Genomic DNA, 22,024 nt, shown 5'->3' with positions numbered 1-22,024 from the left:
CCAGGGAACTGTCATGGTCTTGGCGGCTTTGCTCGATTATCATGGGGTCCTTGGCGTTTGAGCCTGGCCCCTGCTGTATCGTTGATGCAGGGGACCGAGCCTTTATAAGGGACCCCTATGATCTCTCATCGAAAACTCGAAACCGTACTCAACCATCTACTTGAACCCCACGCCATCAAGGATTACTGCCCCAATGGGTTGCAGGTGGAAGGGCGCGCACGCATTCGCAAGGTGGTGACCGGTGTCACCGCCAGTCAGGCGCTGATCGACGCGGCCGTGGCCCTCGACGCCGATGCCATTCTGGTCCATCACGGTTACTTCTGGAGCGGCGAGCCGGCCCAGATCACCGGCATGAAGCAGCGTCGCCTCAAGACCCTGCTCACTCACGACATCAACCTGTTTGCCTATCATCTACCGCTGGATGTGCATCCCGAGGTGGGCAACAACGCCCAGCTCGCCAAGCTGCTTGGCATCAAGGTGCGCCGCGGTCTGGAGCCGTGGAACAGCAAGAGCGTCGCCATGGTGGGCAAGCTGGAAGAGCCGATGAGCGGTCGCGATTTTGCAACGCTCATCGCCGAACGGCTCGGTCGTGAACCCCTTTATTGTGGTGACACAGGCCCCGAGCTTATCCGCTCCGTAGCCTGGTGCACTGGCGGTGGCCAGAGCTATATCAATCTGGCGGCGGAGCAGGGGATCGATGCCTTCATCTCCGGCGAAGCCTCCGAGCAGACCATCCACACCGCCCGCGAGATGGGCATGCACTTCTATGCGGCCGGGCACCATGCCACCGAGCGTTACGGCATCAAGGCGCTGGGAGAGTGGCTGGCGACCGTGCAGGGGCTGGATGTGACCTTTATCGATATCGACAATCCGGTGTAAGTTCGATTAGCCGCGTAGCGGCGTAATCGGACATGACTGCAGCAATTGTGCGGGTAGCTAGAAATGACAAGGGAGGCCTAAGCCTCCCTTGTCACATGTTGCATGCTGTGCTTGGCGGTTACTCGCAGGCATGACCTGCGGGGCCAAGTACGATACCGTCCAGCAGGACGGTATCGCCTTGCATTCTCAGCCTTCCCTCGCAGAACCACTGCACCACCAGCGGGTAGATGCTGTGCTCCTGGACCTGCACCCTGGCCGCCACTTCCTCGACATCGTCACCTTCGAAGATCGGGACGCGAGCCTGCAGGATCACCGGGCCACCATCCAACTCTTCGGTGACGAAGTGGACGCTGGCACCGTGCTCGCTATCTCCGGCGTCGATGGCGCGCTGGTGAGTGTGCAAGCCCTGATACTTGGGCAGTAGTGACGGGTGGATGTTGATCATCCGCCCTGCAAAGTGACGCACCAGATCGGCACTCAGGATCCGCATAAAGCCTGCCAGTACCACCAGATCCGGCTGATAGTCATCCATCAGCGCCTGCAGGGCGACGTCATACTCCGCCCGGCTGGCAAACTGCTGCTGGGCCAGAGTGGCGGTCGCTACCCCGGCCGTTTGCGCACGCACCAAGCCGTAGGCATCGGCCTTGTTGCTGATGACGCCGACCACTTCGCCGGCAATCTTGCCGCTGGCGCAATTGTCGAGAATAGCCTGCAGGTTGCTGCCGCCGCCGGAGACCAGCACCAGGATCCGTTTCATTGGGGAGGTCATTTTATGACGACTTGTTCTTCACCATCGGCCGCCTTGGCGATATGGCCGATGTGCCATGCATTCTCGCCTTCCGCCTTGAGCAGGGTCAGCGCCTTTTCGAGCTGATCCGCAGGCAGGGCGATGATCATGCCGACGCCGCAATTGAAGGTTCGGTACATCTCGTGACGGGTGACGTTGCCAGCTTGCTGCAACCAGCCGAACACCGCCGGCCACTGCCAGCTCTGCTCGTCGATCACCGCCTGGGTATTGGCGGGCAGCACGCGGGGGATGTTCTCCCAGAAGCCGCCGCCCGTGATGTGGGACAGGGCATGGATCTCGCACTCCTTGATGAGCTTGAGCACGGGCTTCACATAGATGCGGGTTGGTTCCAGCAGGGCGTTGGCCAGGGTGGTGTCACCGAGTGGCTGATGAACGTCTGCCTTGGACACTTCCAGGATCTTGCGCACCAGCGAGAAACCGTTGGAGTGGGGGCCGCTGGCAGCCAGGGCGATCAGGGCATCGCCGTCACCGACCTTGCTGCCGTCGATGATCTCGCTCTTCTCCACCACGCCGACGCAGAAACCGGCGATGTCGTAGTCTTCCCCTTCATACATGCCCGGCATCTCGGCGGTTTCACCGCCCACCAGGGCGCAGCCGGATTGCTCGCAGCCAGCACCTATGCCGGTGACCACGGCGGCCGCGGTGTCCACGTCCAGCTTGCCGGTGGCATAGTAGTCGAGGAAGAACAGCGGCTCGGCGCCTTGCACTATCAGGTCATTGACGCACATGGCCACCAGGTCGATACCGACGGTGTCGTGCTTTTTCAGATCGATGGCGAGACGCAGCTTGGTGCCCACACCATCGGTGCCGGAGACCAGTACCGGCTCCTTGTAGCCCGCAGGGATTTGACACAGGGCCCCAAAGCCGCCAAGACCACCAAGGACTTCAGGACGACGAGTGCGCTTTGACACGCCCTTGATACGTTCAACCAGTGCATTGCCAGCATCGATATCTACGCCAGCATCCTTGTAGCTCAGTGAGGTTTTGTCAGTCACGCGTATTCCCCGTCATATAAAGAAGTGGAGGGTAAAATTCGGGGCGTATTCTAACAGTGGCCGGGTAAAAGCAGAAAGGAAATCGTTTGCGCGTTTTTACGTGGAAAAGCTCTACAAGAGTCGGCTTTTGTTGTATGATTCCGCGATTTTTTTGCGGCAGTTAGAGGAGATAATAATGAAAGTCGTTGAAGTCAAACACCCCCTGGTCAAACACAAGATCGGTCTGATGCGTGAAGGCGATATCAGCACCAAGCGTTTCCGTGAACTGGCCAAAGAAGTGGGCAGTTTGTTGACCTACGAAGCGACCTCTGACTTCGAAACCGAGAAGGTTACCATCGATGGCTGGAACGGGCCAGTGGAAGTTGACCAGATCAAGGGCAAGAAGGTCACCGTCGTGCCTATCCTGCGTGCCGGTCTTGGCATGATGGATGGCGTGCTGGAGCACATGCCGAGCGCCCGCGTCAGCGTGGTGGGTATCTACCGCGATGAAGAGACCCTGCAACCGGTTCCCTATTTCGAGAAGATCGTCAGCAACATCGAAGAGCGTCTGGCACTGGTCATCGATCCCATGTTGGCCACCGGCGGCTCCATGATCGCCACCATCGACCTGCTGAAGAAGAAAGGCTGCCAGTCCATCAAGGTGCTGGTGTTGGTTGCCGCGCCGGAAGGGATCAAGGCGCTGGAAGCTGTGCACCCCGATGTCGAGCTCTACTGCGCCTCCGTCGATCAGGGCCTGAACGAGAAAGGCTATATTGTCCCGGGTCTGGGCGATGCCGGCGACAAGATCTTCGGCACCAAGTAATGCCTGATGACGTGACCACCTTCTCTGTGTGAGGGGTGAGAATGGAGCCGGCGCCTTGCCGGCTCTGCTGTTTATCCCCCTCCAGCTTGCTGCAATGCGCACCTTGCCGCTACCATAAGCACCATCTCCCATTTCGAGACTTTTCTCATGTTAAAACGTGTTGTGACCGCCCTCTGCTGCGGCTTGTCATTCATGGTCTCGGCCGCTCAGGTGACCGATCTCTATCAGGGCAAGGCGCCCACCAGCGGCGACATGGTGGCGGCCCAGTCCCAGGCACTGGGGGAGGTACTCGTCAAGGTGACCGGCAAGCGGGATATCCTCACCCAGCCGGCCGTGGTCAAGGCGCTGGCCGCTCCAGGCGACTATGTGCAGCACTACGGTTATCAGGACGTGGGACCGGTCAAGTTTCTCAAGGCCGACTTTGACGTCGCCAAGGTCAACGCCCTGATCTCCCAGAGCAAGTTTGCCCTGCTTGGACCAGCGCGGCCTCAAGTGGCCATCTGGCTGGTGATCAATGAGGGAGAACGCCGCCTCCTGCCGGATCAGTCCAGCGATGGCTGGGCCGCCGCGCTGCGTGCCCAGAGCCAGGCCATGGGCTTGCCTGTCAGCATTCCCTTGATGGATCTCGATGACAACATGGCGGTCAATGCCACCGATGTCTGGGGCCGCTTCGCCGACCCCATCCTCAAGGCGAGCCAGCGTTATGGCGCCGAGATGGTGGTGCTGGGCAAGCTGACCCCGGAAGGGGAAGCGTGGAACATAGACTGGGGCCTCTATGGACCCAAAGCCGGTGGCGAGCAGGCCGAGCTGACCCGCGGTAGTGGCAGCGGCACCCAGGCCGAGGTGGCACAGGGGTTTGCCGATGGGCTGGCGGCCTGGCTGGTGCAAAACTATGGTACGCGCATCTCGGGTGTCGCCTCCAGCCAAACTCTGGTGGTGGAAGGCTTGTCCGGCATAGACGGCATGATCACGGTGCAGAAGATGCTGCAGGGCATGGCCAGTGTCACCAAGGTGGAGATCGGCCAGCTGGAGGGGGACAAGGTCACCTTCCACCTCGCGTTGCAGGGGGATAAGGCTGAGCTCATCCGTGGCCTGCAACTGGAGAGCAGGTTGCGCCAAATTGACGATAATGACAGCGGTTTGCGCTACCAATGGTCGCAGCCCTGATCATTTCTGCTTTGTCTCAACCGCCCGGCCAAGTCCGGGCGGTTCTCTATCTGCCTTTGCGATGATACACTCAGCCACAAATGTCACAGTCAAAGCCCAACGAGTGAAGCAACCGGCCCAACTGTCTTTAGCCGTACAATTACCGGATGATGAAACCTTCGTCAGTTTTTATCCCGGCAACAATGCGCACCTGATCACCGCCCTCAAGAATGCGGCCATCGGTCAGGGATCGCCTTTCCTCTATTTTTGGGGTGCCAAGGGGTCGGGACGCTCCCACCTGCTGCACGCCACTTGCGCCGAGGTCAACGCCCGCGATGCGGCGGCGGCCTATCTCTCCCTCGATCAGTTCGAACAGCTCGATCCCAGCATGCTCGACGCCCTCGAAAGCCTGCCACTGGTCTGTCTCGACAGTCTCGAAGCCATTGCCGGCAATGCGCTGTGGGAGCGGGCCTTGTTCGATTTCTACAATCGCTGGCAGGAGAAAGGGGAGGGGACGCTGGTGGTCACGGGTTGCAGTGCACCGCGCAAGCTGGGGCTGCAACTGCCGGATCTCGCTTCCCGCCTCGACTGGGGGGTGAGCTTCCACCTCGACGAGCTGGATGATGAAGGCAAGCTCAGTGCCCTGCAGCTGCGTGCCGAGCTGCGGGGCTTCAAATTGCCCATCGACGTGGGCCGCTTTCTGCTCAACCGACTCTCCCGCGACATGCGCACCCTGCTTACCACCCTCAATCAGCTCGATAACGCCTCATTTCGCGCCAAGCGCAAGCTCACCATCCCCTTTGTCAAAGAGATCCTCGAACTCTGAGCCATTGGGTGGGCCTGAGCCGCAGCGGCGCTGATACAACAGACAAAAAGAAACCCCGGCACCTGGCCGGGGTTTTGCTATCTCAAGGAAGCTTTGCTTATCAGTGGAACTGATCTTCTTCGGTGGAGCCGGTCAGTGCGGTGACCGAGGATTGGCCCCCCTGAATAACGGTGGTCACCTTGTCAAAGTAACCCGTGCCCACTTCCTGCTGGTGCGCCACGAAGGTGTAACCACGGCTGGCGGCGGCAAATTCCGGCTCCTGTACCATTTCGACGTAGTGCTTCATCCCCTCGCCACGTGCGTACTGGTAGGCCAGTTCGTACATGTGGAACCACATGTTATGAATGCCGGCGAGCGTGATGAACTGGTACTTGTAACCCATGTCGGACAGTTCCTGCTGGAAGCGGGCGATGGTGGCATCGTCCAGGTTCTTCTTCCAGTTGAAACTGGGGGAGCAGTTGTAGGCCAGTATGGTGTCCGGGTACTGCGCCTTGATGGCTTCGGCAAACTTGCGCGCCTCGTCCAGATCCGGCTTGGCGGTTTCACACCACACCATGTCGGCGTAGGGGGCATAGGCCAGGCCACGGGAGATGGCCTGTTCGATACCCGCCTGCACCTTGTAGAAGCCTTCTGCGGTGCGCTCACCGGTCAGGAAGCCGGCATCGTAAGGGTCTGCATCCGTGGTCAGCAAGTCCGCCGCGTTGGCGTCGGTACGGGCGATCACCAGCGTCGTGGTGCCACAGACGTCGGCTGCGAGGCGTGCTGCAACCAGCTTCTGCACCGCTTCCTGGGTGGGGACCAGTACTTTGCCACCCATGTGGCCGCACTTCTTCACCGAGGCCAGCTGATCTTCGAAGTGCACACCGGCGGCGCCCGCTTCAATCATTCCCTTCATCAGTTCGAAGGCGTTCAGCACGCCACCGAAACCGGCTTCCGCATCCGCCACGATCGGCAGGAAGTAGTCGATGAAACCGGCATCCTGCGGACCCACCTTGTTGGCCCACTGGATCTGATCGGCACGGGCAAACGAGTTGTTGATGCGTTCCACCACGGACGGGACAGAGTTAGCCGGGTAGAGGGACTGATCCGGATACATGGTGGAGGACAAGTTGTTGTCCGCCGCCACTTGCCAGCCGGAGAGGTAGATGGCTTCTATGCCCGCCTTGGCCTGCTGCACCGCCTGGCCGCCGGTCAGGGCACCGAGGCAGTTGACGTAGCCTTTCTTGGCGCTGCCGTGGATCAGTTCCCACAATTTGTCGGCGCCGCGCTGAGCCAGAGTGTGCGCAGGCTGCAAGCTGCCGCGCAGGTTCACCACGTCTTCGGCGCTGTAGCCGCGTTTGATCCCTTTCCAGCGGGGGTTTTGTGCCCAGTCTTTCTCGATAGCCTGGATCTGTTGCTCACGGGTCAGTGCCATATCAGTTCCCTCTTTCATTGATTTCACGTGTCCATTGACTTGTTATTGGCGAGCCCCGCTGGGGGCCCGTGATTCAGAGTCGCTCGTAACCGGGCAGCGTCAGAAAATCGATCAGGGTGTCGGCGCAGGTGATCTGCTCCATCAGCTCGCTCGCTTCGGCAAAACGCCCTGCCTGCCAGCGGGCATCGCCCAGTTCGCGTTTGACCACCTGCTGCTCCTCGACCAGCATCTGGCGAAACAGATCCTTGGTCACCACTTGACCATTCGACAGGCTCTTGCCGTGGCGGATCCACTGCCAGATGGAGGTGCGGGAGATCTCGGCGGTGGCCGCATCTTCCATCAGGCCATAGATGGGCACGCAGCCGTTACCGTTGATCCAGGCCTCCAGGTATTGCAGGGCGACCCGGATGTTGGTGCGCATGCCCGCCTCGGTGCGCTCACCCTCGCAGGGGGCCAGCAGGTCGGCAGCTGTGATGGGTGCATCTTGCTCGCGCAGCACGCCGATCTGGTTCTTGGCGCCAGCCGCAATGGTGGCATTGAACACCGCCATGGCAGTGTCGGCGAGGCCGGGGTGGGCGACCCAGGTACCATCATGGCCGTTGTTGGCTTCGCGCTCCTTGTCGGCTTTGACCTTGGCAAACACCTGCTCGTTGACGGCCGCATCTTTGGCCGGGATGAAGGCGGCCATGCCGCCCATGGCCAGCGCGCCGCGCTTGTGACAGGTCTTGATCAGCAGGCGCGAGTAGGCGCAGAGGAAGGGTTTGTCCATGGTTACCACCTGCCTGTCCGGCAGTACTCGATCCGGGTGGTTCTTGAGCGTCTTGATATAGCTGAAGATGTAGTCCCAGCGGCCACAGTTGAGCGCGACTATGTGATCCTGCATCTGATAGAGCAGCTCATCCATCTCGAATACGGCGGGCAGGGTTTCAATCAGTACGGTGGCCTTGATGGTGCCGCGGGGCAGACCGAACTTGTCTTCGGTCCAGGCGAACACTTCGCTCCACCAGCGCCCTTCCAGATGGCTTTGCAGCTTGGGCACATAGAAGTAGGGGCCCGACCCTTTGGCCAGCAGCGCCTGATAGTTGTGCAGGAAGTAGAGGGCAAAGTCGAACAGGCCGCCCGGGATGGGAGTGCCATCAAAGGTGACATGTTTTTCCGGCAGGTGCAGGCCACGAACCCGGCAGATAAGCACGGCCGGATTAGGGTTCAGGGTATAGGCCTTTCCTTCCGGGCTGGTGTAAGAAACGGTGCCGTTGACCGCATCGCGCAGGTTGATTTGCCCCTCGATCACCTTGTTCCAGGCGGGGGCCAGCGAATCCTCGAAGTCCGCCATGAACACTTTAACGTTGGCATTGAGGGCATTGATCACCATCTTGCGCTCGACCGGGCCCGTGATCTCCACCCGTCTGTCTTGCAGGTCGGCGGGAATACCGCGAACGGTCCAGTCACCGGCACGGATGTGGGCAGTTTCTGGCAGGAAGTCCGGCAGCTCGCCGCCATCAATGCGGGCCTGGCGTGCCACACGTTGTTTCAGCAATTCCCCTCTTTGGGGAGCAAAACGTTCTACCAGTTCGGCGACCAGAGCCACCGCGTCCGGCGTCAGAATTTGCGCGTATTCGGGCAGCATCTCGCCCTGGATGCGAAGGCGGGCGCTGCAGTGGGTCTGAGCCGGTGCCGACATAAGGTTCACTCCTTTGAAAATTACATTTTGAACTTACTAACTACGACCAAAGTCGATCCCTGTTCTTTCAAACGTCCCGTAACGACGGGGTGACACGATTTATAAGGTGCGAAATATTGCTCTGTTCGTCAACCTGTTTTTTAAAACATCCGTTTTTGGGTTGTAGTTAAGATTATGTTTTTAATGGCTTTATATGATTAGCGCAAAAACTCTATGCAGATGGTTATGCGCTTGTTTTCCGACCCCTGATGGTGGTGTGATCCAGTGGAGAGAATGAGGCTCGATATGTAATTTATTACGTAATAAAATTACAAATGCAAAAACAAATCCCGACCTAACTCCAAGCTTTCAAAAAACGGTTGTATGAAATTGGATCTGTGATCCCAGTGAATATCCAGCTCCTGCCAGCATTGGCTAGTGAACGTTTGTTTAAAACTTGAGTCGCGAATGGGAGGCGAATGGGATTTACCCCATCAGCGAGGGCAAAGTGACGAGCAATAACGTAGGTTTGTATCAGCTTGGCCTGGCAACACGCGGGGGGAGGGGAGGGTGATGAATAGTGAATACAACTGGTAATGTTCAGATATATAGCATTTTATTGTTATTTGTATCAGCCGCTCTTTCTGGCCCCTCGGGAGGATGCAAGGGTGGCGAAATTCACGGCTCAGTGGCCACACAATCCCATTGCGTGCCGGGGATCCCTTTAAGGGCGTGATCAGTAATCGTCGTCCGGTGCCGCCAGATCGACCACGTCGAGGCGTACGATAGTGCCGTATTCGTTATCGCCTAGCTCGGCGTTCGGTGGTGGTAGAGGGGTCTGGTCGGGTTGTGTGTCAACGGTTTGCGTCATGGGTGCTTGCCTTGTTGGATTGCAAGCCGGTTGGTGACTCCATCACCCGGGTTTCCACCTCCCTGTATCCACTGCCGGCGGAAAAGTGGCGTATCCTAGCGATACTTTGAGTGGGTTTCAAGTGGTTCTGAATAAAAAGCGTGCCGCTGATAAGTGATGGCTCTTTGGGCAGGGTGTTTTGCAGGACAATAAAGATGGGGCGCTGGCAACGAGGCAAAAAAATAGCCCAGTCGTGTGACTGGGCTATTTTCGGGGAAAATGGTCGGTGTGAGAGGATTCGAACCTCCGACCCTCTACACCCCATGCAGATGCGCTACCTGGCTGCGCTACACACCGACGAGGTCAGTTCGAGCTGACGAAAGGGAGTCTAATGATATGGATTGGTTGGTGCAACTCCTTTTTTATCAGGGAGATGCCGACTGCTTCTTTATTGTGCAACCAAGATGTAGCTTGGGGCCGCAGGTGAGATTTGGCATAATCGCCGCCCCGTGTTGTTGTGCGCGCAGCCACTGCCAGGCGAGCAGCCTCGCCGGGTGATCACGCACGTTGTCATCACCCGCCGGGCAGGGACCTGTCCCGGAGAACCACATCCGCATAAAGAGAAGAGACGGATGAGCGCCATCAGTCAGGCCGGGAGGCAGGGCAAACCGTCATGAACATGCTGTCGAGAGAGGACAAGGGCGTGGAACTATCAGAAGTCGCACCGTGCTTGGGGTATAGCGAACAAGACGAGCGCTGGATGCATTACGCCATGGGGCTGGCCGCCAGGGCTGAGGGGGAAACAGGTGAGATCCCGGTCGGCACGGCGTCAAGGTTCAAGGCACACAGGCAATATAACGACAAAGAGGTAAGGGTGTGACGCCATCAGAGAAGGCTGACTCCTTTGAGCAAGCGCAACAAGACGAGCGCTGGATGCATTACGCCATGGGGCTGGCCGCCAGGGCTGAGGGGGAAACAGGTGAGATCCCGGTCGGCACGGCGTCAAGGTTCAAGGCACACAGGCAATATAACGACAAAGGGGTAAGGGCGTGACGCCATCAGAGAACGCTGACTCCTTTGAGCAAGCGCAACAGGACGAGCGCTGGATGCATTACGCCATGGCGCTGGCCGCCAGGGCTGAGGGGGAAACAGGTGAGATCCCGGTCGGCACGGCGTCAATGTTCAAGGCGCACAGGCAATATAACGACAAAGGGGTAAGGGCGTGACGCCATCAGAGAACGCTGACTCCTTTGAGCAAGCGCAACAAGACGAGCGCTGGATGCATTACGCCATGGCGCTGGCCGCCAGGGCTGAAGGGATAGGCGAGATCCCGGTTGGTGCCGTGCTGGTGCTGGGGGATGAGGTGGTCGGTGAGGGGTGGAATCGCTCCATCAGCACTCATGATGCCTGCGCCCATGCGGAAATCATGGCAATTCGCGCCGCAGGTGTTCGGCTGGCGAACTACCGTCTGCTCGACACCACCCTCTATGTGACGCTGGAGCCCTGCTGCATGTGCGCCGGCGCCCTGATCCACAGTCGGGTCAAGCGAGTGGTATTCGGGGCGCGAGATCTCAAGACCGGAGCCGCGGGGTCCGTGTTCGAAATATTGCAGGACCCGCGCCATAACCACAGGGTGACGCTGACCGGCGGTGTGCTGGCGGAAGCCTGCTCGGCCCAGCTGTCAGCCTTCTTCAAGCGTCGCCGCGCCGAGAAAAAGGCGGCCAGACAGGCGCTGCAACAAAGCGGCGGCCCTGCCGTCTGAGGCCAACGGGGGGGAGCGGCCTTGCCCCGTGCTTGATGCCTTCATATATCCCCATATAAAACAGATGGTTGGCACTGTTTCTTGCCGACAACGTCCCGCCTGAATGCCCCTCAAAATAGCCTATTCGCAGAGGGCCTTGATGTAACAAAACTGTCATGCAACCGCCATATAATGCCGCCAAGCTAGCGCACATTGAGGTCTTGCATGTCATCGGAATCGATAAACTTGGGTATGGCGGGCAGTAGAAAGCGCCGTATCAAGGATAAGTTGGCCAAGTACGGGGTCACCGCAGGTGGTGCCCTGGTGCTGGTGGCCCTGTTGCTCATTTTCTTCTACCTGCTCTATGTGGTGAAACCCATTTTCAATGGTGCCACGATGGAGCCGACCGCGTCGTTTACGCTGCCCGTTGAGGGCAAGACGGCCTGGCTTGGGGTAGAGGAGCAGAACGAGATTGGCTATCGCTTCAGCGACAAGGGGCTGGTCAACTTCTTCGCCGTCCAGGGGGATGGCAAGGTCAAGGTGGGGCAGGCCCTGGGTCAGGCCCAGGTTGCCGGCGACATCACTACGGTCGCGTCACCCGCGCCGGGTCAGAAGCTCATCGCTTACGGTTTTGCCGATGGCACGGCGCTGGTGATGCAGCCCTACTTCAAGGTCTCCTATCCCAACGATGTGCGGGTCATAGAACCCAGCCTGCAGTATCCCTTCGGTGAAACACCAGTGGTGATTGATCCGCAAGGAAAAGCGTTGCAGCTGATGGTGTTCGCGGCGACCAAGGAGAAGATGGCCACCGCCGCTGTGACCGAGGATGGTCGCGGCGTGATGACGGTGATGACCGGCGAGGAAAATTTCCTCTCCGGCGAGGTGGAGTGGAGCGTCCAGAACTACAGCATTCCCTCCCTGCCGCGTCATGTGGATCAGCTGTTGCTGACCCCCAATCTGCGCATCCTGTTCGTGCGTGACGGCAACCGCCTCTCTGTCTACGACATCCACAACCTCAATGACATCTCCCTGCGCAACGTCATGGAGATCAATGCCCCCAATGCCAACGTGACCCGGGTTGAGCTGCTCTCCGGTGCCTCCTCCCTGCTGGTGGGCAACGACAACGGTGTCATCTCCCAGTGGTTTGAAGTGGCCAAGGATGGCAAGCGCCAGTTCACCCAAATTCGTGACTTCAAGGGCGATGGCCCTGTGGATCTGCTCACCCCGGAGCACTTTCGCAAGGGCTTCATCAGTGCTGGCAGTGATGGCACCGTCAGCTTCTTCCACGCCACCGGCGAGACCAAGCTGCTGAGCGAGAAGGTCGAGGGCGGCCCCTTGTCGGCCCTGGCCATCTCGCCACGCCACAACGTGCTGCTGATGCAGCAGGAGGGTGGCTTCAAGTTGTTCACGGTGGAGAATGAGCATCCCGAGGTGACCTGGTCTGCTCTGTGGCAAGAGGTGTGGTACGAAGGCTATCCCGAGCCCCAGTATGTGTGGCAATCCACCTCCGCCAGCAACGACTTCGAAGCCAAGCTGAGCCTGGTGCCGCTGGTGTTTGGCACCCTGAAAGCCGCCTTCTACGCCATGATGTTTGCGGTGCCGCTCGGGGTCGCTGGCGCCATCTACACCGCCTACTTCATGTCGGCCGGGCTGCGCAAATACGTCAAGCCGACGGTCGAGATCATGGCGGCGCTGCCGACCGTTATCCTGGGCTTCCTGGCGGGTCTGTGGCTGGCGCCCATCATCGAAGGGACGCTGCCCGGGGTAGTGCTGCTGTTCATCCTGCTGCCGATGGGGATGCTGCTGACCGCGCTGGTGTGGAACTATCTGCCGGAGCGCTGCAAATCCTGGTTGCCGGAGGGGTGGCACGCCATCCTGCTGATCCCCGTGTTGCTGCTGATCGGCTGGGGCGCCTTTGCGGTGAGTCCGCTCATCGAGAACGCTTTCATGCACGGCGATTCGCGCATCTGGCTGACTCACGAGATGGGCATCAAGTTTGATCAGCGCAACTCCCTGGTAGTCGGTATCGCCATGGGCTTTGCTGTCATCCCTACTATCTTCTCTATCGCAGAGGACGCCGTGTTCTCCGTGCCCAAGCATCTCACTCAGGGCTCGCTGGCGCTGGGGGCGACTCCCTGGCAGACCCTGAGCCGGGTGGTGATCCTCACCGCCAGTCCGGGCATTTTCTCGGCGGTGATGATGGGTCTTGGCCGCGCCGTGGGCGAGACCATGATAGTGCTGATGGCCACCGGCAATACCCCCATCATGGACTTCTCCATGTTCCAGGGGCTGCGCACCCTTGCCGCTAACATCGCGGTGGAGATGCCGGAATCGGAAGTAGGCAGCTCCCACTATCGGGTGCTGTTCCTCGCGGCCTTCGTCCTGTTTGTGTTCACCTTTATGTTCAACACCCTGGCCGAGTTTGTCCGTCAGCGGTTGCGTGAAAAATACAGCTCGATGTAAGGGGCAACTCTGTAATGGACAAGGAATCGACAATGGGTAAGTGGTTTAAATCAGGGGCCCCCTGGATCTGGATGACCGGCGGTGCCGTCAGCCTGAGTCTGGTGGCGGTACTGGGTCTGTTGCTGCTCATCGGCTGGCGTGGTCTGGTCTACTTCTGGCCTCACCCTATCTATGAGTGGCAACTTGAGGATGCCAACGGCAACAAAAGCGTGTTGATCGGTGAGATCAATGATCGCGAGCTGGTGCCGGTGGAGCGGCTGCGTGCCGCAGGTATCCCGCTGGAAGGGGAGGAGCGTGAGCAGATCACTCGTTATCTGGTCAAGACTGGCAACCGCGAGTTCGTCGACCTCGATTTCCGCTGGGTGCTGGAGACCGACATCAAGTCCCGGACCCGGCCTGCCGAGCTGGCGATGGTGGAGCGTACCACCAACGGCAACTTCTACGGCTACATCGTGGGGGTGAAGGAGGATGGCAACGAGCTGACCACGGATCTGCACCCTGCTCTGAAGCGAGTGCTGGCTCGCGCCAATGCGCTCTCCGCACAGGCGAACGATCTGCAAAAAGGGGATATTGGCAGGATCAACTATCAGCTGGAGCGGCTGCGCCTGAAAGAGCGCAGGGCCGAGCTGGATGACAAGCTGACCGATCAGCTCAAAGCCGAACTGGCCAGTGAGCGCCAGGCGCTCAACGACCGTTATCAGCTGCTGGAAAAAGAGCTCTTCTCCCTGCGCAGTCAGGCCGACCGTGACGCCATTACTGTCAAGGATATGCGGGGTGAGTTGGTGACCATGCCCATGTCCAAGGTACTGGATGTGGTGTGGCCCAACGACATGAGCCTGCTGGCCAAGGTGGGTCACTGGTTCCACCAGATCGGTAAGTTCGTCTCCGACGATCCCCGCGAGGCCAACACCGAGGGCGGCGTATTCCCGGCCATCTTCGGCACCGTGTTCATGGTGTTCCTGATGGCGATCATAGTCACGCCGCTCGGCGTGGTGGCGGCTGTCTACCTGCACGAGTACGCGGGCAAGAACAGCCTGACCAAGATCATCCGCATCGCCGTGATCAACCTGGCGGGTGTGCCCTCCATCGTCTACGGCGTGTTCGGTCTGGGCCTCTTCGTCTATACCCTGGGCGGCTCGCTGGATCGGCTGTTCTACCCGGAAGCGCTGCCGAGCCCGACCTTTGGCTCACCCGGTGTTATCTGGGCGGCGCTGACTTTGGCTATCCTGACTCTGCCGGTGGTGATTGTCTCCACCGAAGAGGGGCTGTCGCGGATCCCGGGCACCATACGTCAGGGCTCGCTGGCACTGGGAGCCACCCAGGCCGAGACCCTGTGGCGCATCGTGCTGCCGATGGCGAGTCCGGCCATCATGACCGGCCTTATTCTGGCGATTGCCCGTGCTGCCGGTGAAGTGGCGCCGCTGATGCTGGTGGGGGTGGTGAAACTGGCGCCGACCCTGCCGATGGATGGCAACTTCCCGTTCCTGCACGTGGAGCGCAAGTTCATGCACCTGGGCTTCCACATCTATGATGTCGGGTTTCAGAGTCCCAACGTCGAGGCGGCGCGCCCGTTGGTCTATGCCACCGCCTTCCTGCTGGTGACGGTGATCGTTGGCCTAAACCTGACCGCCATCGGTATTCGTAACCACTTGCGTGAAAAATTCCGCTCTTTGGAACATTGATGTGGCTGCCCGGACGGATGTTGAGACAATGGATGAACAGCATGAACCTGACCGACATCACAGCCATTCGTAACCACTGCGTGAGAAATCCCGGTGGCTGGAACATGAATCCAGCCACCCCAGACTGATGTGAGGCAAGGGACGGGTTTCCCCCCTTGCCAGTCAAGTGTTCCGGCCGCTGGCGCATCAAGATGCCCGCCGCCACCGACTGATTTGAGGTAACAGATGATCAACGTAACGACCACGTCCACCCAGCACACTGCGCTGGATCTGCTCAACCTGAGCCCGGAGCAGACCGCGCTGGAGGTGAAGGATCTTAACCTGTACTACGGCAACAAACAGGCGCTGTTCAACGTCAACATGAAGATCCCGAAAGGGCAGGTGACCGCGTTTATCGGTCCGTCCGGTTGTGGTAAATCGACCCTGCTGCGCTGTATCAACCGGATGAACGATCTGGTGGAGATCTGCCGCATCGAGGGGGAGATCCAGCTGCATGGCCACAACATCTACGACAAGGGAGTGGATGTTTCTGCCCTGCGTCGTCAGGTGGGCATGGTGTTCCAGCGTCCGAACCCTTTCCCCAAGTCCATCTACGAGAACGTGATCTACGGCCTGCGCCTGCAGGGCATCAACGACAGACGCACCCTGGATGAGGCGGCCGAGCGCTCCCTGCGCGGTGCGGCGCTGTGGGACGAGGTGAAGGATCGTCTGCACGACAATGCCTTCGGTCTTTCCGGCGGTCAGCAGCAGCGTCTGGTGATCGCCCGGGCCATCGCCATCGAACCGGAAGTGCTGCTGCTGGATGAACCCACCTCTGCGCTGGATCCGATTTCGACCCTCACCATCGAGGAGCTGATCAACGAGCTCAAGAGCCAGTTCACCGTGGTTATCGTCACCCATAACATGCAGCAGGCGGCGCGGGTGTCGGATCAGACTGCCTTCATGTACATGGGCGAGCTCATCGAGTACTCGAACACCAACACCATCTTCACCACTCCGGCCAAGAAAAAGACCGAAGATTACATCACAGGTCGTTACGGCTAAGGCATGGTGGGTGCAACAAGGATCTTATTGATATGAACAAGATGAGCATCAATAAACAGATTACCGGTCAGTTCAACGGCTGAGGCATGGTTGGTGCAACAAGGATCATGGGTATGAACAAGATGAGCATCAATAAACAGATTACCGGTCAGTTCAACGGCTGAGGCATGGTTGGTGCAACAAGGATCATGGGTATGAACAAGATGAGCATCAATAAACAGATTACCGGTCAGTTCAACGGCTAAGGCATAATCGGAGCATCAAGGATTATTTGTATGGATAATATGAACCTCAATAAACACATCTCCGGTCAGTTCAATGCCGAGCTAGAGAGCGTGCGCAATCAGGTGCTGGTGATGGGCGGTCTGGTGGAGCAGCAACTGACCGACGCCATCGCGGCCATCCACGATCAGGATCTGGATGCGGCGCGCAAGATAGTGGCCAACGACCACAAGGTCAACGCCATGGAAGTGGCGATCGACGAGGAGTGCACCCGCATCATCGCCAAACGTCAGCCCACTGCGTCCGACCTGCGCCTGGTGATGGCCATCATCAAGACCATCACGGATCTGGAGCGCATCGGCGACGTGGCGGACAAGATTGCCCGCATGCTGACCGACAACGCCAATAAGCCACAGCCGCCTTTGGTATCGCTCGAGAACATGGGGCGGCGCACCATCAAGATGCTGCATGACGTGCTCGACGCCTTTGCCCGCATGGATCTGGAGGCGGCCATCGCCGTTTACAAAGAAGATGACAAGGTGGATCGGGAGTACGAGTCCATCATTCGCGAGCTGATGACCTACATGATGGAAGATCCGCGCACCATACCCCAGGTACTGAACGTGCTGTGGGCGGCGCGGGCCATCGAGCGGGTCGGCGATCGCTGTCAGCACATCTGCGAATACATCGTCTATTACGTCAAGGGCAAGGATGTGCGCCATACCAAGGCGGACGAGCTCAATGAGCTACTTGGCAAGCACTGACCGTAAAATGAATAAAAAGGCGCTTTGGGCGCCTTTTTTGTTGCACTGAGCGCCAGAGTAAGATATCGCCACCCAACAGGCGCTTTTCTGCTAGAATGTGCCCCCTGTGTGAGTCTCGGATGGGCTCACGGTCTGGTCTCCCAGGCCCAGTTTTCCGTCTTGTGCTAAGACGGGTGTAGCAATAGGTTAATCATGAGTTTTGCCGATAGTATATTTCTTCTGATGTTGCTGGTTGCCAGCAGCGTGTTCTTCTCTCTTTCCGAGATATCCCTTGCCGCCTCCCGCAAGATCAAGTTGCAGGTGATGGCCGATGAGGGAAACCGCCATGCCGCCAAGGTGCTGGCGCTGCAGGCCCAGCCGGGTAATTTCTTTACCGTGGTGCAAATTGGCCTCAATACTGTCGCCATCCTGGGCGGTATCCTGGGTGAGTCTGCCCTCAATCCTGCCATCAAGGTGCTCATCTCCGGCTTCTACCAGGGCCCCTGGCTCAGCCAGATAAGTTCCACCGCTTCTTTCGTGTTCGTCACCGGCATGTTCATCCTGCTCGCCGACTTGATGCCCAAACGTCTGGCCATGACCATGCCGGAGCGGGTCGCCGTGGTGGTGGTACGCCCCATGCTGCTGTGCGTGACGCTGCTGATGCCGCTGGTGTGGTTCTTCAATGGCATGGCGAATGGGTTGTTCCGTCTGCTGCGGGTCTCCATGATTCGCAACGACGAGATCACCTCTGACGACATCTATGCGGTGATGGATGCGGGCGCTGAGGCCGGTGTCATCCAGCGTGAAGAGCATCAGCTCATCGAGAACGTATTCGAGTTGCAGTCCCTTGGTGTGACCTCCGCCATGACGGCCCGCGAGAGCCTGATTTACTTCACCCTGCAAGAGGGTGAGGAGAGCATCAAGGCCAAGATCGCAGAACATCCGCACAACAAGTTTCTGGTGTGCGATCACAACCTCGACAGCATCAAGGGCTTCGTCGATGCGAAAGAGCTGCTGATCCGTGTCATCAGCGGCCAGAGCATCGATCTCAACAGCGGCTCATTGGTGCAGAACGTCATCATCATTCCCGACACCCTCAACCTCTACGAGGCGATGGAGTACTTCAAGAACCACAGGGGCGATTTCGCCGTGGTGATGAACGAGTACGCCCTGGTGGTAGGAATCGTCACCATGAATGACCTCATGAGTACCGTCATGGGCGAGTGGGCTACCCACGTGGTGGAAGAGCAGATTGTACAGCGGGACGAAAACTCCTGGCTGGTGGACGGGGTGACCCCCATCTCCGACGTGATGCGTGCCTTCGACATAGAGGCGTTTCCGGATAGTCAGAACTACGAGACCATCGCCGGTTTCATCATGTTCATGCTGCGCAAGATCCCCAAACGCACCGACTCGGTGAAATACGCGGGCTACAAGTTCGAAGTCGTCGACATCGACAGTTACAAGATTGACCAACTGCTGGTCACCCGGGTGGAACCCGTGTTGACCGAGAAACCTGCTCAGGAATCGTAAAGGAGCTATCAAGGAGTCATGAAGATGCAGTCTCATTCCCGTGCGCTAGCCTGTGTGGCGCTCGCCCTTGCGCTGGGCGCTTGCAGCCAGAGCGCGCCCCGCAAGGCCACTGCCGTTGCCAAGCCTGCAGCCCCCAAGGCGGTGGTGGTGCCGCAGCCGGATCCCGATGCCGTGGTGCAAAGTGCCGTGGCAGAGCCGAGCCCGGTATTCGATGAGGAGTATCATGGCCCGGATCAGGGATCGCTGGAGTCGGTGACCGCCCTGTTTGCCCGTGGTTACATCGAATCGGCCATGCGCGAAACCATGCTGGCGGCGGTGCACAACGACTATCCGCTGCTCGGCATGCGGGATGTGCGGCTGACCGATCCTGTCTCCAAGTTCCTCACTTCCGCCCATGCTGCCACCACGGCCCACGACTATCTCTATGCCGGGGTGCAGCGTCGGCTGGGTCGTCCTCTGAGCCCGGCTCAGTGGGAGCAGATCTGGAAGGGACTGCCCCAGCAGGGCCTGGTTTCCGACTGGACCAAGCAGATAAAACGCGTGCTGGCAGGGCGTTAAGCCACCTGTTCATCACTGTTGCAGTGAGGCCACCCCTGGGTGGCCTCACGTTTTTCTGCTTGCTACCTCCTGCGCTGTTTTTCCGTCTCTGTTGTCTGCGGATTTCCGGTGATACCGATTGCCGTCGGCTCGGCTTTGTTTTATCTTTATTTGGCCATCTAAACATCTATATGTTTTTATGGCTGATTTAGCCGTTCATCCTGAAGGGACAAGGCGAGGAACCGCCACGCCAGTCAGGAGAACAGCAGCAGATGCAACATGCAGACAAACACAACAACAAAGAGACAGGACAGATGGAAACACAGGCATTGTGGGTACTGGACGGTGGCATGGGGCGTGAGCTGGCACGGCGGGGGGCGCCATTTCGCCAGCCCGAGTGGTCGGCACTGGCGTTGATGGAGGCGCCGCAGACGGTGCGCGAGGTGCATCAGGCCTATGTGGCCAGCGGTGCCCGGGTCATCACCACCAACAGTTATGCGCTGGTGCCGTTTCATATCGGTGCCGAGCGATTTGCCGCCGAGGGGGAAGCGCTGGCGGCGCTGGCTGGTCAGTTGGCCCGCGAGGTTGCCAATGAGCAAGGCGGCGTCGTGCAGGTAGCGGGATCCTTGCCGCCGCTGTTTGGCTCTTACCGCGCCGATCTGTTCGAGGTGGACAGGGTGAGCGAGCTGGCGACGCCGCTTATCCGGGCGCTCTCGCCCCATGTGAATATCTGGCTGGCCGAGACCATGAGCCTGATTGCCGAACCACTGGCCCTCAAGGCGCTGCTGCCTGCAGATGGCAAACCATTTTGGGTCTCCTTCACGCTGGAGGACGAAGCGCCGGGGAGCGAGCCGACCCTGCGCTCCGGCGAGCGGGTGGCCGATGCCGTCACCGCGCTGGCCGCAGTCGGGGTGGATGCCATCTTGTTCAACTGTTGTCAGCCCGAGGTGATTGAGGCGGCGCTGACGGTGGCAGGCGCCAGCTTGCAGGCGCTGGGCCGAGGGGATATTCGCCTCGGCGCCTACGCTAATGCGTTTCCGCCCCAGCCAAAAGAGGCGACTGCCAACGACGGGCTGGACGAGATCCGCGCCGATCTGGGGCCGCTGGATTACCTTGGCTGGGCCGAGCGCTGGCGCGGGGTGGGGGCCACTCTCATCGGCGGTTGCTGCGGCATTGGCCCCGAGCATATTCAGGCACTGGCCAGCCGGCTGCGCTAGGGAGAGCATATGAAAGAGAGTAAAATAGGCCTCTGGTCCCTCACCGCGCTGGTGTTCAGCTCCATGGTGGGGGCGGGTATCTTCAGCTTGCCCCAGAACATGGCCGAGGTGGCCGGTGCCCGCGCCGTGCTGATCGGCTGGGGCGTGACCGGGGTGGGCATAGTGGCGCTGGCCGCGAGTTTTCTCTACCTGTCGCGGCTCAGACCCGATCTTGATGGCGGCATCTACAGCTATGCCCGGGCCGGTTTTGGCGATCTGGTGGGTTTCTTCTCCGCCTGGGGTTACTGGCTGTGCGCCACCATAGGCGTGGTGGGTTATCTGGTGATCGCTTTCGCGGCCCTTGGTAGCTTCGTCGATACCCCAGGCAGTGTCTGGTTCGGCGAGGGCAACACCCTGGCCTCCTTTATTGGCGAATCCTGCATCCTCTGGGCCGTGCATCTGCTGGTGGCCCGTGGCGTGCAGCAGGCGGCCCTGTTCAATCTGGTGGCGACCCTGGCCAAGAGCCTGCCGCTGCTGCTGTTCATCCTGTTCGCCTGCTATTACTTCGACCCTGTGACCTTCGCAGCGGATCAGGGGGGCAGCACCCTGGCGGTACCTGTCTCCGAGCAGGTGCGCAACACCATGCTCATCACCCTCTGGGTCTTTACCGGCATCGAAGGGGCGGCCGTTTTGTCGGCCCGTGCCAGGAACCGGCGGGATGTGGGCACGGCCACCGTGCTGGGGGTCGTGTTGGCACTGCTGCTCTATGTGCTCATCTCGGTACTGGCGCTGGGGATATTGAGCAGACCCGAGCTCGCGGCCCTGCCCAACCCCTCCATGGCGGGGCTGATGGCCCAGATGACGGGATCCTGGGGCAAGCTGCTGATAAGTGTCGGCCTTATTGTCTCTGTGCTCGCCTCCTATGTGAGTTGGACCCTGTTCTCGGCCGAGGTGCCGTTCAGTGCGGCGCGCCACGGCGCCTTTCCGGCCATCTTCCGGCGCCAGAACCGCAACGGCACCCCCATAGCGTCGCTGTGGCTCACCAGTCTGACGGTGCAGGGCTGCCTGCTGTTGGTGTGGTTGCTTGGCAAGGGATATACCAGCCTGCTGCTCATCTCCACCTCCATGATCCTGGTGCCCTATCTGCTGATCGGCCTGTTTCTGCTCAAACTTTCCTTGAGTGGTGAGGGCAATGGTCTGATGCGGGTGGTGGCGCTGGTGTCGAGCGGTTACGGTTTCTGGCTGCTCTATGCCGCCGGGGTGGAATACCTGCTGCTCTCCTTGCTGCTCTACGGGCCGGGCCTGCTGCTCTTTCTCTATAGCCGCCGTCAGCAGGCTGGCGCTGAACGACTCAGTGGCCGCGAGCGACTGTTGGCCGGGATAACCCTGGTGAGCCTCCTGCCTGCACTCTGGTCATTTGCCCATGTCTGACCTGGGTCTGTGACTGGCAATGAATGAGAGCGCCCTGGTGGCGCTCTCATTT

Annotated in this window: 19 protein-coding genes and 1 tRNA gene; 14 read left to right on the top strand and 6 right to left on the bottom strand. The window is 59.4% G+C overall.

Annotated features, from left to right (window positions below; genetic code table 11):
• The first annotated feature begins 117 nt into the window (after nt 1-117).
• A complete protein-coding gene (locus tag WJM78_RS13340; protein WP_422388417.1) occupies nt 118-879 on the top strand; it encodes a Nif3-like dinuclear metal center hexameric protein in 762 nt (253 codons plus the stop codon).
• Between the two features lie 118 nt (nt 880-997).
• Here the strand turns inward: WJM78_RS13340 and purN are convergent, their stop codons facing one another.
• Entirely contained in the window at nt 998-1,636 is a 639-nt protein-coding gene (gene purN, locus WJM78_RS13335; protein ID WP_339009809.1) for a phosphoribosylglycinamide formyltransferase, read from the bottom strand.
• Nucleotides 1,637-1,644: 8 nt separating this feature from the next.
• Nucleotides 1,645-2,682: a phosphoribosylformylglycinamidine cyclo-ligase gene (gene purM / locus WJM78_RS13330; RefSeq protein ID WP_042036471.1), complete on the bottom strand. Its 1,038-nt coding sequence runs from the start codon at nt 2,680-2,682 to the stop codon at nt 1,645-1,647.
• Between the two features lie 175 nt (nt 2,683-2,857).
• Here purM and upp point away from each other — a divergent pair, with 175 nt between their 5' ends.
• The 3 genes from upp to hda all read left to right on the top strand — a co-directional run bounded on the left by upp (nt 2,858) and on the right by hda (nt 5,456).
• A complete protein-coding gene (gene upp, locus WJM78_RS13325) occupies nt 2,858-3,484 on the top strand; it encodes a uracil phosphoribosyltransferase (protein WP_212514474.1) in 627 nt (208 codons plus the stop codon).
• A 147-nt stretch (nt 3,485-3,631) separates the two neighbouring features.
• Nucleotides 3,632-4,651: a DUF2066 domain-containing protein gene (locus WJM78_RS13320; protein ID WP_339009805.1), complete on the top strand. Its 1,020-nt coding sequence runs from the start codon at nt 3,632-3,634 to the stop codon at nt 4,649-4,651.
• A gap of 103 nt (nt 4,652-4,754) precedes the next feature.
• Nucleotides 4,755-5,456, top strand: a complete 702-nt coding sequence (hda, locus tag WJM78_RS13315; protein ID WP_016351307.1) for a DnaA inactivator Hda — start codon at nt 4,755-4,757, stop codon at nt 5,454-5,456.
• A 100-nt stretch (nt 5,457-5,556) separates the two neighbouring features.
• Here the strand turns inward: hda and aceA are convergent, their stop codons facing one another.
• The 4 genes from aceA to WJM78_RS13295 all read right to left on the bottom strand — a co-directional run bounded on the left by aceA (nt 5,557) and on the right by WJM78_RS13295 (nt 9,737).
• On the bottom strand, nt 5,557-6,870 hold the full coding sequence (aceA, locus tag WJM78_RS13310) for an isocitrate lyase (protein WP_042036481.1): 1,314 nt from the start codon (nt 6,868-6,870) through the stop codon (nt 5,557-5,559).
• Between the two features lie 73 nt (nt 6,871-6,943).
• Entirely contained in the window at nt 6,944-8,551 is a 1,608-nt protein-coding gene (gene aceB / locus WJM78_RS13305) for a malate synthase A (protein ID WP_339009802.1), read from the bottom strand.
• Between the two features lie 715 nt (nt 8,552-9,266).
• Entirely contained in the window at nt 9,267-9,401 is a 135-nt protein-coding gene (locus WJM78_RS13300; protein ID WP_258224831.1) for a hypothetical protein, read from the bottom strand.
• A gap of 259 nt (nt 9,402-9,660) precedes the next feature.
• Nucleotides 9,661-9,737 (bottom strand) — tRNA-Pro (locus WJM78_RS13295).
• 692 nt (nt 9,738-10,429) lie between these two features.
• On the opposite strand from WJM78_RS13295, the gene WJM78_RS13280 reads away from it, so the two are divergent.
• From WJM78_RS13280 to WJM78_RS13235, 10 genes are all read left to right on the top strand, one after another.
• On the top strand, nt 10,430-10,606 hold the full coding sequence (locus WJM78_RS13280) for a hypothetical protein (protein WP_422388416.1): 177 nt from the start codon (nt 10,430-10,432) through the stop codon (nt 10,604-10,606).
• Complete coding sequence (tadA, locus tag WJM78_RS13275) at nt 10,603-11,142, top strand: tRNA adenosine(34) deaminase TadA (RefSeq protein ID WP_339009797.1); 540 nt, start codon at nt 10,603-10,605, stop codon at nt 11,140-11,142. The genes WJM78_RS13280 and tadA overlap by 4 nt, the downstream gene beginning before the upstream one ends.
• A gap of 204 nt (nt 11,143-11,346) precedes the next feature.
• On the top strand, nt 11,347-13,584 hold the full coding sequence (locus WJM78_RS13270) for a phosphate ABC transporter permease (protein WP_339009795.1): 2,238 nt from the start codon (nt 11,347-11,349) through the stop codon (nt 13,582-13,584).
• Between the two features lie 32 nt (nt 13,585-13,616).
• On the top strand, nt 13,617-15,266 hold the full coding sequence (gene pstA / locus WJM78_RS13265) for a phosphate ABC transporter permease PstA (RefSeq protein ID WP_042036489.1): 1,650 nt from the start codon (nt 13,617-13,619) through the stop codon (nt 15,264-15,266).
• 225 nt (nt 15,267-15,491) lie between these two features.
• Nucleotides 15,492-16,310, top strand: coding sequence for a phosphate ABC transporter ATP-binding protein PstB (gene pstB / locus WJM78_RS13260; protein ID WP_042036492.1), 819 nt, complete (start codon nt 15,492-15,494; stop codon nt 16,308-16,310).
• 275 nt (nt 16,311-16,585) lie between these two features.
• The gene (gene phoU / locus WJM78_RS13255) at nt 16,586-17,296 is read left to right on the top strand and encodes a phosphate signaling complex protein PhoU (RefSeq protein ID WP_042036494.1); all 711 of its coding nucleotides are present in this window, start codon (nt 16,586-16,588) and stop codon (nt 17,294-17,296) included.
• Nucleotides 17,297-17,488: 192 nt separating this feature from the next.
• Nucleotides 17,489-18,808, top strand: coding sequence for a hemolysin family protein (locus WJM78_RS13250; RefSeq protein WP_042036496.1), 1,320 nt, complete (start codon nt 17,489-17,491; stop codon nt 18,806-18,808).
• Nucleotides 18,809-18,826: 18 nt separating this feature from the next.
• A complete protein-coding gene (locus tag WJM78_RS13245) occupies nt 18,827-19,366 on the top strand; it encodes a hypothetical protein (RefSeq protein ID WP_042036498.1) in 540 nt (179 codons plus the stop codon).
• A 293-nt stretch (nt 19,367-19,659) separates the two neighbouring features.
• Nucleotides 19,660-20,562 carry a homocysteine S-methyltransferase family protein gene (locus WJM78_RS13240; RefSeq protein WP_339015860.1) on the top strand — a complete coding sequence of 301 codons (903 nt, stop codon included), beginning with the start codon at nt 19,660-19,662 and terminating at the stop codon, nt 20,560-20,562.
• A 9-nt stretch (nt 20,563-20,571) separates the two neighbouring features.
• Nucleotides 20,572-21,972 (top strand): basic amino acid/polyamine antiporter, encoded by a 1,401-nt coding sequence (locus WJM78_RS13235; protein WP_339009789.1) that lies wholly within the window; start codon nt 20,572-20,574, stop codon nt 21,970-21,972.
• Nucleotides 21,973-22,024: the final 52 nt, after the last annotated feature.

The sequence above is a fragment of the Aeromonas popoffii genome (assembly GCF_037818705.1).
Classification (GTDB): Bacteria; Pseudomonadota; Gammaproteobacteria; order Enterobacterales; family Aeromonadaceae; genus Aeromonas; species Aeromonas popoffii.
The sequence above is the reverse complement of the archived record's forward strand: the minus strand, read 5'-3'. Positions and strand labels throughout refer to the sequence as shown.